The sequence below is a fragment of the Streptomyces actuosus genome (genome assembly GCF_016921115.1).
GTDB lineage: Bacteria > Actinomycetota > Actinomycetes > Streptomycetales > Streptomycetaceae > Streptomyces > Streptomyces actuosus_A.
In genome coordinates this window covers 88,938-102,849 of the sequence record NZ_JAFFZS010000002.1, presented here as the reverse complement: position 1 = coordinate 102,849, position 13,912 = coordinate 88,938, and the positions used below count along the sequence as shown (strand labels likewise).

The 13,912-nt window shown below is 74.2% G+C and carries 10 protein-coding genes and 3 tRNA genes; 5 read left to right on the top strand and 8 right to left on the bottom strand.

Going from position 1 to position 13,912, the window contains the following annotated elements; genetic code table 11:
- Positions 1 to 124 precede the first annotated feature (124 nt).
- The 5 genes from JS756_RS03360 (at position 125) to JS756_RS03340 (ending at position 9,247) form a co-directional block, all read left to right on the top strand.
- Positions 125 to 2,437: a DNA polymerase III subunit gamma and tau gene (locus JS756_RS03360; RefSeq protein WP_205381398.1), complete on the top strand. Its 2,313-nt coding sequence runs from the start codon at positions 125 to 127 to the stop codon at positions 2,435 to 2,437.
- 371 nt (positions 2,438 to 2,808) lie between these two features.
- Positions 2,809 to 4,062: a phosphoribosylamine--glycine ligase gene (gene purD, locus JS756_RS03355; protein WP_205381397.1), complete on the top strand. Its 1,254-nt coding sequence runs from the start codon at positions 2,809 to 2,811 to the stop codon at positions 4,060 to 4,062.
- Positions 4,063 to 4,349: 287 nt separating this feature from the next.
- The gene (locus JS756_RS03350; protein WP_205381396.1) at positions 4,350 to 6,473 is read left to right on the top strand and encodes a hypothetical protein; all 2,124 of its coding nucleotides are present in this window, start codon (positions 4,350 to 4,352) and stop codon (positions 6,471 to 6,473) included.
- Positions 6,474 to 6,643: 170 nt separating this feature from the next.
- Positions 6,644 to 8,173, top strand: a complete 1,530-nt coding sequence (locus JS756_RS03345; protein WP_205381395.1) for a N,N-dimethylformamidase beta subunit family domain-containing protein — start codon at positions 6,644 to 6,646, stop codon at positions 8,171 to 8,173.
- Between the two features lie 174 nt (positions 8,174 to 8,347).
- Entirely contained in the window at positions 8,348 to 9,247 is a 900-nt protein-coding gene (locus JS756_RS03340; protein WP_205381394.1) for a phosphoribosylaminoimidazolesuccinocarboxamide synthase, read from the top strand.
- A 45-nt stretch (positions 9,248 to 9,292) separates the two neighbouring features.
- Here JS756_RS03340 and JS756_RS03335 read toward each other — a convergent pair.
- The 8 genes from JS756_RS03335 to JS756_RS03300 all read right to left on the bottom strand — a co-directional run bounded on the left by JS756_RS03335 (position 9,293) and on the right by JS756_RS03300 (position 13,903).
- Positions 9,293 to 9,368, bottom strand: a tRNA-Gly gene (locus tag JS756_RS03335).
- A gap of 23 nt (positions 9,369 to 9,391) precedes the next feature.
- Entirely contained in the window at positions 9,392 to 10,000 is a 609-nt protein-coding gene (locus tag JS756_RS03330; protein WP_205381393.1) for a response regulator transcription factor, read from the bottom strand.
- Positions 9,997 to 11,235 carry a sensor histidine kinase gene (locus tag JS756_RS03325; RefSeq protein WP_205381392.1) on the bottom strand — a complete coding sequence of 413 codons (1,239 nt, stop codon included), beginning with the start codon at positions 11,233 to 11,235 and terminating at the stop codon, positions 9,997 to 9,999. Before JS756_RS03325 ends, JS756_RS03330 begins: the two co-directional genes overlap by 4 nt.
- A gap of 31 nt (positions 11,236 to 11,266) precedes the next feature.
- On the bottom strand, positions 11,267 to 12,046 hold the full coding sequence (locus JS756_RS03320) for an ABC transporter permease (protein ID WP_205381391.1): 780 nt from the start codon (positions 12,044 to 12,046) through the stop codon (positions 11,267 to 11,269).
- On the bottom strand, positions 12,043 to 13,029 hold the full coding sequence (locus tag JS756_RS03315; RefSeq protein WP_205381390.1) for an ABC transporter ATP-binding protein: 987 nt from the start codon (positions 13,027 to 13,029) through the stop codon (positions 12,043 to 12,045). The genes JS756_RS03320 and JS756_RS03315 overlap by 4 nt, the downstream gene beginning before the upstream one ends.
- Before the next feature lie 196 nt (positions 13,030 to 13,225).
- Positions 13,226 to 13,298: transfer RNA gene (locus tag JS756_RS03310), tRNA-Gly, on the bottom strand.
- An 80-nt stretch (positions 13,299 to 13,378) separates the two neighbouring features.
- Positions 13,379 to 13,450 (bottom strand) — tRNA-Gly (locus tag JS756_RS03305).
- Between the two features lie 135 nt (positions 13,451 to 13,585).
- Positions 13,586 to 13,903: a histone-like nucleoid-structuring protein Lsr2 gene (locus tag JS756_RS03300; RefSeq protein ID WP_205381389.1), complete on the bottom strand. Its 318-nt coding sequence runs from the start codon at positions 13,901 to 13,903 to the stop codon at positions 13,586 to 13,588.
- Positions 13,904 to 13,912: the final 9 nt, after the last annotated feature.

Sequence of the window (13,912 nt, the reverse complement as noted above, 5' to 3'; positions counted from 1 at the left end):
GGGGTCCGCCGACCAGGCATGTCCGCGGAGTGCCGGGTGCGTTCCGCGGCGGGGCTCCGCGGGGCCGGGGTCGGCCCCCGTCCGCGGGTCCGCTCTGTCGGCGGGCGCCTATAACCTCGTAGGCGTGTCGTCTCTCGCGCTGTACCGCCGCTATCGCCCGGAGTCGTTCGCCGAGGTCATCGGGCAGGAGCATGTCACCGACCCGCTGCAGCAGGCGCTGCGGAACAACCGGGTCAATCACGCGTACCTGTTCAGCGGTCCGCGCGGCTGCGGCAAGACGACCAGCGCCCGCATCCTCGCCCGCTGCCTGAACTGCGAGCAGGGGCCCACGCCGACCCCCTGCGGGGAGTGCGAGTCCTGCCGGGACCTGGCCAGGAACGGACCGGGCTCCATCGACGTCATCGAGATCGACGCCGCGTCGCACGGTGGTGTGGACGACGCCCGTGACCTGCGCGAGAAGGCCTTCTTCGGGCCCGCACGCAGCCGGTACAAGATCTACATCATCGACGAGGCCCACATGGTCACGTCGGCCGGTTTCAACGCGCTGCTGAAGGTCGTCGAGGAGCCTCCGGAGCACCTGAAGTTCATCTTCGCGACCACCGAGCCGGAGAAGGTCATCGGCACCATCCGGTCGCGGACCCACCACTACCCGTTCCGGCTGGTCCCTCCGGGGACCCTCCGGGACTATCTCGCCGAGGTGTGTCAGAAGGAGGAGATCGCCGTCGAGGACGGCGTCCTGCCGCTCGTGGTGCGCGCCGGTGCCGGGTCCGTGCGTGACTCGATGTCCGTCATGGACCAGCTCCTCGCCGGCGCCGGTGAGGACGGTGTGACGTACGCCATGGCCACGGCCCTGCTCGGCTACACCGAGGGCTCCCTGCTCGACTCCGTCGTCGAGTCCTTCGTCTCCGGGGACGGCGCCGCCGCCTTCGAGGTCGTGGACCGCGTCATCGAGGGCGGCAACGACCCGCGGCGCTTCGTCGCCGACCTGCTGGAGCGGCTGCGGGACCTCGTCATCCTCGCGGCCGTGCCGGACGCCGCCGAGAAGGGGCTGATCGACGCCCCGGCCGACGTCGTCGAGCGCATGCAGGCCCAGGCCGGCTCCTTCGGCGCCGCAGAGCTGAGCCGCGCCGCCGACCTGGTCAACGAGGGCCTCACCGAGATGCGCGGCGCGACCTCGCCCCGCCTCCAGCTGGAGCTCATCTGCGCACGCGTGCTCCTCCCGGGGGCCTACGGCGACGAGCGCTCCGTCATGGCCCGCCTCGACCGGCTGGAGCGCGGCGTGAACTTCTCCGCGGGTGCCGGGCTGCCCGCCGCGGGGTACGTGCCCGGGCCCGAGGCCCACGGCGCGGGCGTCGCCGGCGCCGCTGCCGGCAGTGCACCGGTTCCGCCCGGTGGCGGCGTCGCCGCGGCCCGCGCTGCGGTGCGCGCCACCGGCACGGGCGCGGGCGCCCCGCCCGTCGGCCCGGGTGCCGGCGGTCCCCCCGGCGACGGCGGCCCCGCCGGGCCGGCCGGCGGTTCGGGAGGCCCCGCACCGGTGCCCTCCCCGGCTCCCGCACCGGGCACCCCCGCATCCGGCACTCCTGCGCCCGCCGCGCCGCCCGCGGCCGCGGAACCTCCGGCCGCCGCGTCGGCACCCCCGACCGCCGCCCCTGCCGCTCCGGCCCAGCCGGCCCCCGGCGCCTGGCCCACCGCGGCCCCCGCCGGCGGCGGGCGGCGGCCCGGCGGCTGGCCCACGGCAGCCCCCGCGGGCGGTGGCGCCCGCCCGGTTCCGGCACCCGCCCCCGGTGGCCCCGCCCGGCCCCCGGTGGCCCCCGCTCCGGCCGCCGCACCTCCCGCGGCCCAGCCGGTGTCCGCGCCGCCCGCCGGTGGCCTCGACCCCCGTGCCCTGTGGCCGAACATCCTGGAGGCGGTGAAGAACCGCCGCCGCTTCACCTGGATCCTGCTCAGCCAGAACGCCCAGGTGGCCGGCTTCGACGGCACCACCCTCCAGATCGGCTTCGTCAACGCCGGTGCCCGCGACAACTTCGCCGGCAGCGGCAGCGAGGACGTCCTGCGGCAGGCACTGGCAGAGCAGTTCAACGTCCACTGGAAGATCGAGGCGATCGTCGACCCCTCGGGCGGCACGTCCCCCGCGCCGACCGGCGGCCACGGCGGAGGCGGCGGCTACGGCGGCGCCCCTGCACCGGCTCCGGCGCGCCCGGCTGCCCCCGCCCCGGCGCCGTCACGGTCCGCGGGCCCGCCGACGTCAGCCCCGCAGGCTTCCGCGCCCGCCCCGGCGCCCCGGCCGTCGGCCCCCGAGCCGCCGCCCCCGGTCGCTCTCGAGGACGACATCCCCGAGGACGACGACCCCGACCTCAACGAGTCGGCCCTCTCCGGCCACGAGCTCATCGTGCGGGAGCTGGGAGCGACGGTGGTGGAGGAGTTCACCAACGAGTAGCCGCGGGCCGAGCACCTCCAGGGACCGAGCGGTCGAACAGCCCGGGAGCCGAGCGCCGAGCAGCCCGGCGCTCGGCGTCGGGCGCCACCGGCGGCGGGACGGAGAGCGGCAGAGCGCGGCGGGGCGGCGACGAGTGCGCTGCCCTCGGGTCTCGTGACGGTGAAAAGGGGCGCGGGCACGGCGTGGGGTCGTGCGTCGGCCGCCCTTCGGCCCGCCGATCGATGTCGACCCGCCCCGCCCGCACCGCCGGCCACCGAGGATCGTGCGGGCGGGGCACCGGGCCCGCCTTGGAGGAACGCACGACGTCTGCGGACCGCTCCCTTCGGAAGCCCACACCAACCCGCCCCGCCCGCTCCCGTTAGGCTGGCCCCGTGAACGTCCTCGTCATCGGCAGCGGCGCCCGCGAACACGCCCTGTGCCGCTCACTGTCCCTCGATCCCGCCGTGACCGCGCTGCACTGCGCACCCGGCAACGCCGGCATCGCCGAGGTCGCCGAGCTGCACCCGGTCGACGCCCTGGACGGCGCCGCCGTGGCCGCGCTCGCCGACGAGCTGGGCGCCGAGCTGGTCGTCGTGGGACCGGAGGCCCCGCTCGTCGCCGGTGTCGCCGACGCCGTGCGCGCCGCGGGCATCCCGGTGTTCGGCCCCTCCGGCGAGGCCGCGCAACTGGAAGGGTCCAAGGCGTTCGCCAAGGACGTGATGGCGGCGGCCGGTGTCCCGACCGCCCGCAGCTACGTCTGCACCACCGCCGAGGAGGCCGCCGAGGCCCTCGATGCCTTCGGCGCGCCGTACGTGGTCAAGGACGACGGTCTCGCGGCCGGCAAGGGCGTCGTCGTCACCTCCGACGTGGAGGCCGCCAAGGCGCATGCCGCCGCCTGCGAGCGCGTGGTGATCGAGGAGTACCTCGACGGCCCCGAGGTCTCCCTGTTCGCGGTCACCGACGGCGTGACGGTCCTGCCGCTCCAGCCGGCCCAGGACTTCAAGCGCGCCCTGGACGGCGACGCGGGCCCGAACACCGGTGGCATGGGCGCCTACTCGCCCCTCCCGTGGGCCGAACCCGAGCTGGTCGAGGAGGTGCTGCAGACCGTCCTGCAACCCACCGTCGACGAGCTGCGCCGCCGCGGCACCCCGTTCTCCGGTTTGCTCTACGCCGGCCTCGCCATCACCTCCCGCGGCATTCGGGTCATCGAGTTCAACGCCCGCTTCGGCGACCCCGAGACGCAGGTCGTCCTGGCCCGGCTGAAGACCCCGCTGGGCGGCGTGCTCAAGGCCGCGGCCACCGGCACCCTGGTCGACCTGGAGCCGCTGCGCTGGAGCGACGACGCGGCGGTCACCGTGGTCGTCGCCTCCCACAACTACCCCGGCACCCCGCGCACCGGCGACCCGATCACGGGCCTCGACGAGATCGCCGCGCAGGACGCCCCGCACGCCTATGTCCTGCACGCCGGGACCCGGCGCGACGGCGGGGCGGTCGTCAGCGCGGGCGGACGCGTCCTGTCGGTCACCGCGACCGGAGAGGACCTCACCCAGGCCCGTGACCGGGCGTACGCCGCGGTCGGCCGCATCCGCCTGGACGGCTCCCAGCACCGCACCGACATCGCGGCGAAGGCGGCGGCAGGCGCCTGACCGCCCCGGCCCCGCCGGACCGATGAACCCCGCAGGCCCCGGATCCGTCTCAGGATCCGGGGCCTCATCCTTGCCCTGCGTCATCCACCTCTGACCAAAGCCATTCCATCGGGTGACCGATGGCCCATCCGGCTGACGTGGGACGGGGCCCCAACTATGGTGCGGCGCAAGCGTTCCGGCACTTGGCCCACCGGCATTGCGATGTCACTGACGGGTGCCACAGTGGGGGAGTGAGCAACACCAGGACAGGCAGCATCAGGACAGCGGGGAGGGGGTGAGGTCCGGTCATGACCGGTATGGGTGTGGAAGCGGGTGCGCAGGCCGCGCGGTCCCGGGCACTGGCCGTGCTGCGCGTCCGCAGCCGGGCGGTGGCCGTGGCGCTGCTGCCCGCGGCAGCCGCCGTGATCCTGCTGGCCGGCGGCTCCACCGGGCACCTGACGGGCCCGGTGTGGGACGCCGCCCGCTGGGCCGTGTCCGCGGGTGCGCTGCTCGTGCTGCTGGCCGCCGGCGGTGTCGCCCTGGTCGTGGCGCGCGCCCGGCCCGCTGTCAGCCCGACCGTCCCGGTCAGCGAGGAGGCGGCCCCCGACCTGTACCGGATGGTCCGCGACCTCGCCGACCGGCTCGACGTCCCGGCGCCGTCCGCGATAGCGCTCACCCCGGACTGCGACAGCTGGCTGGAGGACCGCACCCATCCGCCGCACGATCCGCCGTCCCGGGCGGCTCAGGCGCCGCCGGCCCACGACGACGGCGGTGACCTCGCCTCCGTCGGCCGCGGCCACGTCCACCGCCGTACGGGCACCACGGTGCTCGTCATCGGCTCCCCGTTCCTGTGGTGGATGCGGGTGGGCGAGCTGCGCGCGGTCCTCGCCCCGGTCGTCGCCGGTACCGAGCCGTCCGCCCACCCCGACATAGCGGCGGCGCGCCGTTTCGTACGGGGCCTGGACGCCTCGGTGGCCGTGGCCGCGACGCCCGGCCGCTGCCTGCTGACCCGCCCGGTGTGCTCGGGGCTCGGCTGGACGGCCCGCCTGCTGCTGCGCAGTTGCCGGGAGCACGCGGTCGAGATGGAGCGCGGGGTCGCGGCGGCGGCCGCCGAGCGTGCACAGGCTGTGGACTTCGGCCTGCGGATCGTCGCCCAGGAGCAGGTCGGCCTGGCGTACGCGGGCTGGGACCGGCTCCTGACCCGGGTCGCGCTGCCCGCCTGGCGCATGGGCCGCTGGCCCGCCCGGCTGGACGCCGGGGTCGTGGCCGCCCTCACCGAGTTGTCCCGCCGGGACCGGCTGGCCGAGGGCTTCGCCTCCCGGCTCGGCGAGCGCCCCGCCTGCGATCTGCTGGAGGAGCCCGGCGCGATCGACGAGGCGACGTCGCTGCTGGCCGCGCGCCTCTTCCACGGCGGCCCCGCCGAGTCGGGCCCCGACTGGTCGCCGGTGGACTGGCAGGACTATCCGGAGGAGGTCGTCGACCGCAAGTGGCGCAGCGACGCCGCCCGCCTCCACCGCGTCCTGGACACCCTCGGAGTCCGCCGCACCACCGACCACGTCGCCTCCACGAACTCCGGTCCCACCCTCACCCGCGTCCTCGACCACCTGGCGGCCCCCGCTCCGACCGCACCGCGACCCGTTCCGCGCACCGGCCCCGGAGCCCGGGCCGCCGCAGTGGCCCCGGTCGCCGGGACCCCGGCCACCCGGGAGGGCTCCGCAACCGAGGCGTCGGCCCACGTGGAGGCGCCGGACGACACCCGGTCATCGGCCACCGGCGGCACGGCGGAGCCCGCCGGAGCCACGCCCGCTCCGGAGGGCAGCACCGCACCCGCCCCGGCCGCGCACGGCCCCGCCCCGGCGGACCGGGCCCCGGAGGGCTCGCAGCCCCTGTCCCCGGCTGCCGATCACCGGGCTGCCGAAGCCCCCTCCGCCGAAGCGCCGACCGCGGACGACCCGTGCCGGGACGTGCCCCACGACGACCTCCTGGAGCTGTTCGAGCCGCCCGCGGAGACGCCGGAGAACCCCCGTACCGCGGCTCTCGCCGAGGGCCTGGCCGCCGAGCTCGCCCGGGAGGAGGCCGCCGGGTCGTCCGCTCGTCGCAAGGGCGACGCGGAGAGCGTCGGGCAGGGGCCCGACACGGCGCTGTGGGACGACGGGGCGCTGCCCCTCTTCCCCCTCCAGCACCCGCGCACACCCCGCGAACTCCTCGCCGACCATGTGGCGGCGATGGTGTGCTGCGCCGCGATGGACACCGCCGGTGCCGCTCCGGGGCTGGACTGGCTCGACGGGCCGACGCTGCTGATCGACGGCGAACGCGCAGCCGACCTGAGCCCCAGAGTGCTCAGCCTGACGGAGGACGGCGACCCCGCGCCGCTGCGGGAGTGGCTGACGGCTGCGGGCATACGCCCCGAGAAGCCCGTGCGCCTCGTCTGACCCGATCTGCGGGCAGCCCACGCTCCGCATACCGGAGTACCACGTTCCACTTTTGGCCAATTCGCAACGACCAGTGACAGTCTGCGTGCGCAATGTGATGTGCTGGGATCGTTCGCGCACATGGCAAGGGCTCACGACATACGACACGGGGGCGAGGGAGGGAAGCGACCATGGGGTCCGAGCAGATCCGCCGCTGGGAGTCGGGAGCACTGGCGCACGCCGTGACGGACCCCTTCGGCCAAGGTCCCGTTCCCTGGCTGCGCGGCGGTGAGACGTACTTCGACGACACCGGCCACGTCGTCCCCTGGTACATGGACCCCGCCCCGGAGTCCGCCGCACCCGGCCCCGGTGCCCAGAGGGCCGGCTCGCGTGTCCCCGCTCCCCGCCGGGCGAGCACGGCGGGCGGAGCCGGTCTGCGGTCCGCCGACGACGTGCACCAGCAGATCAAGGGCTTCGTCTCCACCGGCGCGGTCGCGCCCGGTGAGGCCGTCGACTTCCACGTCACCGTGAACCCGCCCCAGGAGTTCACCGTCGACGTCTACCGCATCGGCCACTACGGTGGCGACGGCGCCGCCAAGATCACCACGAGTCCCCGGCTGTCCGGCATCGTCCAACCGCCGCCGCTCGCCGCCGACCGCACGGTCTCCTGCCACCACTGGTGGCTGTCGTGGCGGTTGCAGATCCCGTCGTACTGGAGCATCGGCGCCCACGTCGCCGTCCTGACCACCGCCGACGGCCGTCACCGCTCCCACATCCCCTTCACGATCCGCGACAACCGCTCGGCCGACCTGCTGCTCCTCCTGCCGGACATCACCTGGCAGGCGTACAACCTCTACCCGGAGGACGGCCGCACCGGCGCCAGCCTCTACCACGCCTGGGACGACTCCGGCCGACTGCTCGGCGAAGCCGACGCGGCCACGACGGTCTCCTTCGACCGGCCCTACGCGGGCGCGGGCCTGCCGCTGCACGTCGGCCACGCCTACGACTTCATCCGCTGGGCCGAGCGCTACGGCTACGACGTCGCCTACGCCGACGCCCGCGATCTGCACGGCGGTCAGGTCGACCCCACCCGCTACCGCGGCCTGGTCTTCCCCGGCCACGACGAGTACTGGTCCACGGCGATGCGCCGCGCCGTCGAGCGCGCCCGCGACCACGGCACCTCGCTGGTCTTCCTCTCCGCCAACACCCTGTACTGGCAGGTGGAACTCGCCCCCTCCCCGTCCGGTGCGCCGGACCGGCTGCTGATCTGCCGCAAGCGCAGGGGCCCCGGCAAGCCGGTGCTGTGGCGGGAGGTCGACCGCCCCGAGCAGCAGCTCGTCGGCATCCAGTACCTGGGCCGGGTCCCCGAGCCGCACCCCCTGATCGTGCGCAACGCCGGCCACTGGCTGTGGGACGCCACCGGCGCCCGCGAGGGCGACGCGCTGGACGGGCTGGTCGCCGGCGAGGCCGACCGCTACTTCCCGCGCGCCCCGCTCCCCGGGCACGACGAGCGCATCCTCCTCGCCCACTCCCCCTACACGGACGCCGAGGGCGCCCTCCGGCACCAGGAGACATCGCTCTACCGCGCCCCGTCCGGCGCCTGGGTGTTCGCATCCGGAACGTTCGCCTGGTCCCCGGCACTCGACCGGCCGGGCCACGTCGACGCCCGGGTGCAGCGCGCCACCGCCAATCTGCTCGACCGCATCTGCAAACGCGACTGAGCGGGTCGCCGCGGGGCCGCGGAGCGCCGGGGCCCCGCGGCGACCCGCCCACCCCCGGACCGGGGCCGGTGCTCGCCATACGGGACAATCGGAGGCATTGGCCCGCCCGAGTCCCACCATCACTTTGTACGAGCCCAGCGGGCACCCCTTTCATTCAGACCACGGGGAGGAACCGTGTCCGGATTCGTCGAAAAGCCCGAGCCGATCCAGGTGCCGGGTCTGGTGCATCTGCACACCGGCAAGGTGCGCGACCTGTACCAGAACGAGGCGGGTGACCTCGTCATGGTCGCCAGCGACCGCATCTCCGCCTACGACTGGGTGCTGCAGAGCGAGATCCCCGACAAGGGCCGTGTCCTGACCCAGCTGTCCCTCTGGTGGTTCGACCAGCTCGCCGACCTGGTCCCCAACCACGTCCTGAGCACCGACCTGCCCGCGGGCGCCCCCGCCGACTGGGCCGGCCGCACCCTGGTCTGCAAGTCGCTGAAGATGCTCCCGGTGGAGTGCGTGGCCCGCGGCTACCTCACGGGCTCGGGCCTCGTGGAGTACGACGAGTCCCGTACCGTCTGCGGCCTCGCCCTCCCCGAAGGACTCGTCGACGGCTCCGAGCTCCCCGCCCCGATCTTCACCCCGGCCACCAAGGCCGAGGTCGGCGAGCACGACGAGAACGTCTCCTACGAGGAGGTCGCCCGCCGGGTCGGCGCCGACACCGCCGCCCAACTGCGCCAGGCCACTCTCGCCGTCTACTCCCGCGCCCGCGACATCGCCCGCGACCGCGGCATCGTCCTCGCGGACACCAAGTTCGAGTTCGGTTTCGAGGGCGACCGGCTGATCCTGGCCGACGAGGTCCTCACCCCGGACTCCTCCCGCTTCTGGCCCGCCGACCAGTGGCAGCCGGGCCGCGCCCAGCCGTCGTACGACAAGCAGTTCGTCCGGGACTGGCTCACGTCCGCCGAGTCCGGCTGGGACCGCAAGAGCGAGCAGCCCCCGCCGGCGCTGCCCCAGCAGGTCGTCGAGCAGACCCGCGCCAAGTACATCGAGGCCTACGAGCGGCTGACGGGCACGGGCTGGTCGTAGCCCGGGACGCAACGCGAAAGGCCCCCGGGAAACCGGGGGCCTGACTGGAGCGGACGACGAGGCTCGAACTCGCGACCTCAACCTTGGCAAGGTTGCGCTCTACCAACTGAGCTACGTCCGCATTGCGCCGTGGCGCGAGAGCAACTATACCCAACCTCGCTCTCGTGCGAGACGCACCGCCGCATGCCGGTTCTCCGCGTCCAGCTTGGAGACGGCCGACGACAGGTAGTTCCGGACCGTCCCGGGCGACAGCGCGGCCCGCTCGGCGATCTCCGCCACCGGCGCTCCGTCGGCGGCGAGTTCCAGCACCTCCGCCTCCCGGGAGGTCAGCGGCGAGTCCCCGGCGGAGATCGCGTCCGCGGCCAACTCCGGGTCGACGTAGCGGTTTCCGGCGTGCACCGTGCGGATGATCTCCGCGAGCCGCTGTGCGCTGACCGTCTTCGGGACGAATCCCCGCACACCCGCCGCGAGCGCCCGCTTCAGATGCCCCGGCCGACCGTGGCTGGTCACGACCAGCACCCGGCACCCGGGCAGTTCGGCCCGCAGGGATGTGGCGACCTTCACACCGTCGGCGCCCGGCATCTGCAGATCGAGCACGGCGACGTCCGGCTCGTGCGCCCGCGCCATGGCCAGGGCCTCGGGCCCGCTCGCCGCCTCGGCGACCACCACCAGGTCGTCCTCCAGACCCAGCAGCGCGGCCAGCGCGCCCCGGATCAGGTGCTCGTCGTCCGCGAGCAGCAGCCGCACGGTCACGCGACCACCCCGGCACGCGCCAAGGGCACGTCCGCCACCAGCCGGAACGCCCCGCCGTCCAACGGCCCCGCCCTCAGCGTGCCGTCGACGGCCGCGAGCCGCTCCCGCAGCCCCGCCAGCCCCGAACCCCCGCCCTCACCGGAGGCCAGGCCCGCCCCGTCGTTCTCCACCGTCAGCACCGCACGTCCCTCTCTCACCTGCAGCCCCACCGTGCACCGCCGGGCGTCCCCGTGCCGCAGCACGTTGGTCGTCGCCTCGCGCACCACCCAGCCGAGCGCCGACTGCACCTCGCCGGGCAGCGCCTCGGCCGTGCCGCTGACCCGGCAGCTGATGCCGGCGGCCGTCAACACCCCCTGCGCGCCCGCCAGCTCCGCGCCCAGATCCGCCTCCCTGTACCCGCGCACGACGTCCCGCACCTCGCGCTGGGACTCCTGTGCGATCCGCTGCACCTCGACCATCTGCTCCACGGCCTCCGGGCGTCCGCGCCGCGCCAGTTGCACGGCGAGCTCGCTCTTGAGCGCGACGACCGCCAGGTTGCGGCCCAGCACGTCGTGCAGGTCCCGGCCGAACCGCAGCCGCTCCTCGGCGACCGCGAGCCGCGCCTCGACCTCACGGGCGCGCTCGGCCTCCCACAGCACCGACAGCGTCCAGGCGCCGCAGCGTGCGGCGAGCAGCGAGAACAGCACGCCGAACACCGCCAGGAGACCGATCAGCAGGACATCCGCCGCGTCGCCGCCGGTGACGGCGGAGACCGCCATGCAGACCCCGCCGAGCTCGGCGCCGCGCACCACGAACGCCCGCCGGGGCGTCACCAGCGCGTACATCAGGCCGTACGCCAGCAGGGCACCCCCCAGCATCAGCCGGCAGGCGTACGGGGCGGCGGACCCCGTCGCCCGGAGCAGCAGGACGAGAGTCACGGCCAGCCCCAGCAGCACGGTCGGCACCACCAGGCGGCGTCCGGGCAGCGGGCGGCGGCCCAGGTAGTGGTCGAGGGCGGGCAGGGTGAGCAGGTTGGCCCACACGCACTGCAACGCGCCCACCAGGAGCAGCAGCGCGCCCAGCGCGAGGGCGCCGACGTCGTGCCGCACGGCGCCGGCCAGCGGCAGCACCATCCAGCTGCCGAAGAACACCCACGTCGTGACGTACCAGGTGAGCAGGCTCTGCAGTTCCACCCGCTCGGCCTTGCTGCGCTCGCTCCAGTGGCGTCGCTGCCATCCCCGTATCAGGCCGAACACCGCTGCCCTCCCTCGTGTCCGCCCCGGCCGGTCAGCGCCGGGGCTCCCAGCGGAACCATCGCCGTACAGCCAACACCCCGGCGACGGTCCAGGCCAGCACGCCGATCAGCGCCGCCAGAGCCTCGCCCGCCGACAGGTTTCCGGTCCAGCCGCCCCGCAGCAGGGTGACCACCGAGGTGAGGGGCAGGACCCGGCACAACGCGGCGAGTCGGTCCGGCATCACCTCCAGCGGTACGACGAGTCCGGAGCCGATCAGCGAGAGCAGGACGAACGGCATCGTGGTGACCTGGGCGCTCTCGGTGCTGCGGCTGACGCCCGAGGTGACCGCGGCGAGGGCGGTGCACATCACCAGGCCCAGCAGATAGCCCACGACGGTGTACAGCGGGGCCCGGGGCGCATCGAGGTCGAGCAGGACGGCGCAGCCGACGGCCAGTACCGCGGACTGCACGAAGGCGGTCGCCACCGCGGGCATGGCGGAACCGGTGAGGATCTCCAGGTCCCGCAGTTCGCCGGTGCGCAGGCGTTTGAGAACGAGTTCCTCGCGGCGGGCGACGAAGACGCCGACGAGGGTGGTGTACACGGCGAACAGCAGCGACACGCCGAGTGCCGCGGGCAGGACGACCGTGCCGACGCTGAGTCCGGCTGCCGCCAGATCCATCTCCTTCGCCGCGGAGCGGGCGCTGAACGGCAGGACCAGCGGCACGAACATCGCCGCGAACAGAGTGCCCTTGCTCCGGCTCAGCAGGGTGAGCTCGGCCCGGGCGAGCGCCGCCATCCGGCCGGCCGGGGTGGTGAACGTACCGGCACTCATACCGCGACCGCCCTCTCCGTCTCGTGCCCCGTCGCCGTCGCCGTCGCCGCTTCCGCCGAGGCCGCGCGCGCGATGCCCAGGAACGCCTCCTCCAGCGATGCCGACCGCACATCGAGGCCGCGCAGTTCCACGCCGGCTCGTTCGGCCCACGCCAGGACCCCGGTCGCCGTCCGCTGCAGGGTGCGGGTGCGCAGCCGTACGACGGCGCCGTCCACCTCGTGCCCGGTCACTCCGAGCCCCGGCAGCGGGGGCAGGTCCCCCAGGACGTATCCGTCGGGCAGTTCGAAGGTGATCCGGGCCGGCTGGGCGGCGGTCACCTCGGCCGGGGTCCCGGCGGCGGCGATCCGTCCCTCGTGCAGGATGGCCAGCCGGTCGGCGAGACCCTCGGCCTCCTCCAGATAGTGGGTGGTCAGCAGGACGGTCGTCCCGCCGTCGCGCAGGGCCCGTACCAGCTCCCAGGTGTCCCGGCGCCCCTCGGCGTCCAGTCCGGTCGTCGGCTCGTCGAGGAACAGCACCTCCGGGTCGCCGAGCAGGGCGAGCGCCAGGTCCAGCCGCCGACGTTCCCCGCCGGACAGCTGCTTGACCCGTGCGCCGGTCTTCCCGGCCAGTCCGACGCGGGCCAGCACATCGGTCAGGGGCCGTGCGGCGCTGACGCACCCCGCCCACATCCGGGCGGTCTCCGTGACCGTCAGCTCGGACGGGAAACCACCCTCCTGCAGCATCACCCCGGTGCGGGGCCGCACGGCGGCCCGCTCGGTGCGGGGGTCGTGGCCGAGGACCCGCACTCGGCCGCCGGCGGGCGGTGCGAGCCCCTCCAGCACTTCCACGGTCGACGTCTTGCCTGCACCGTTGGTGCCCAGCAGTGCGAAGACCTCGCCGCGTTCCACGTGAAACGTGATGCCGCGCACCGCCTCGAACCCGCCCCCGTACACACGTCGGAGGCCGGAGACCTCGATCACGTGATCGTGTCCGTTCGTCTTCATGGCTCCAGCGTCCCGGCGGCGGGAGCCGGCCGGCAGTGCGTGCTGTCATCACCGGGCATGACAAATGTCAGAAGGCCGCGGAGGAGGCGGAGCTCTTGGACGGGGGAAGGCGGGGACACACCGCGGTGAAGGGAGCGGGCGGGGTGGTAGAGACACGAAAAGACCCCGGTCCTCAAGGACCGGGGTCTTGTTCCCGAGCGGACGACGAGGCTCGAACTCGCGACCTCAACCTTGGCAAGGTTGCGCTCTACCAACTGAGCTACGTCCGCATTGCGGCCGACCGGCTCCCACCGATCGGTGCGAACACCACCCTACCTGATCCACAACAGTGGTCGTGACGGTGATGCGGAGCGGGTGACAGGAATTGCACACTGCGCCTTCCCCCTGGAAGGGGGATGTTCTACTACTGAACTACACCCGCACGTCCTCCGTGGCCTGGACTCTTCGGCCCTGCCCGGCGGCGTGCTCCAGACATTAGCTGATCAGCAGGGGGGTAGCGCAAGTCGGTTGTCCCCAGGGCGGTCTGACGCACCCTGGGGGCCGGTGTGCGGAGTGCTCAACGGGCCGCGGCGAACGCCTCGTAGACCCTCTTGGGGATCCGGCCGCGCGCCGGGACGTCCATCTTGTTGGCCTGGGCCCAGGCCCGAACGGCCGCCGGGTCCGGGGCGACCTCCGTCTGTCGGTACGCCTTGCCCGACCTCGACCGCTTGCGGCCGGCCTCGACGTACGGCGCGAGGGCCGTGCGCAGATCCCGGGCATTGGTTTCGTTCAGGTCGATCTCGTACGACTTACCGTCGAGTCCGAAGGCGACCGTTTCCGCCGCTTCCGAGCCGTCGATGTCGTCAAAGAGCGTGACCACGACCTTCTGCGCCACGAATATCGG

Excerpts from the sequence above, each read along its gene's own strand:
- JS756_RS03350 (WP_205381396.1), top strand. The coding sequence starts at position 4,350 with ATGACCGGTATGGGTGTGGAAGCGGGTGCGCAGGCCGCGCGGTCCCGG.
- JS756_RS03345 (WP_205381395.1), top strand. The coding sequence starts at position 6,644 with ATGGGGTCCGAGCAGATCCGCCGCTGGGAGTCGGGAGCACTGGCGCAC.
- JS756_RS03315 (WP_205381390.1), bottom strand. The coding sequence starts at position 13,029 with ATGAAGACGAACGGACACGATCACGTGATCGAGGTCTCCGGCCTCCGA.
- JS756_RS03320 (WP_205381391.1), bottom strand. The coding sequence starts at position 12,046 with ATGAGTGCCGGTACGTTCACCACCCCGGCCGGCCGGATGGCGGCGCTC.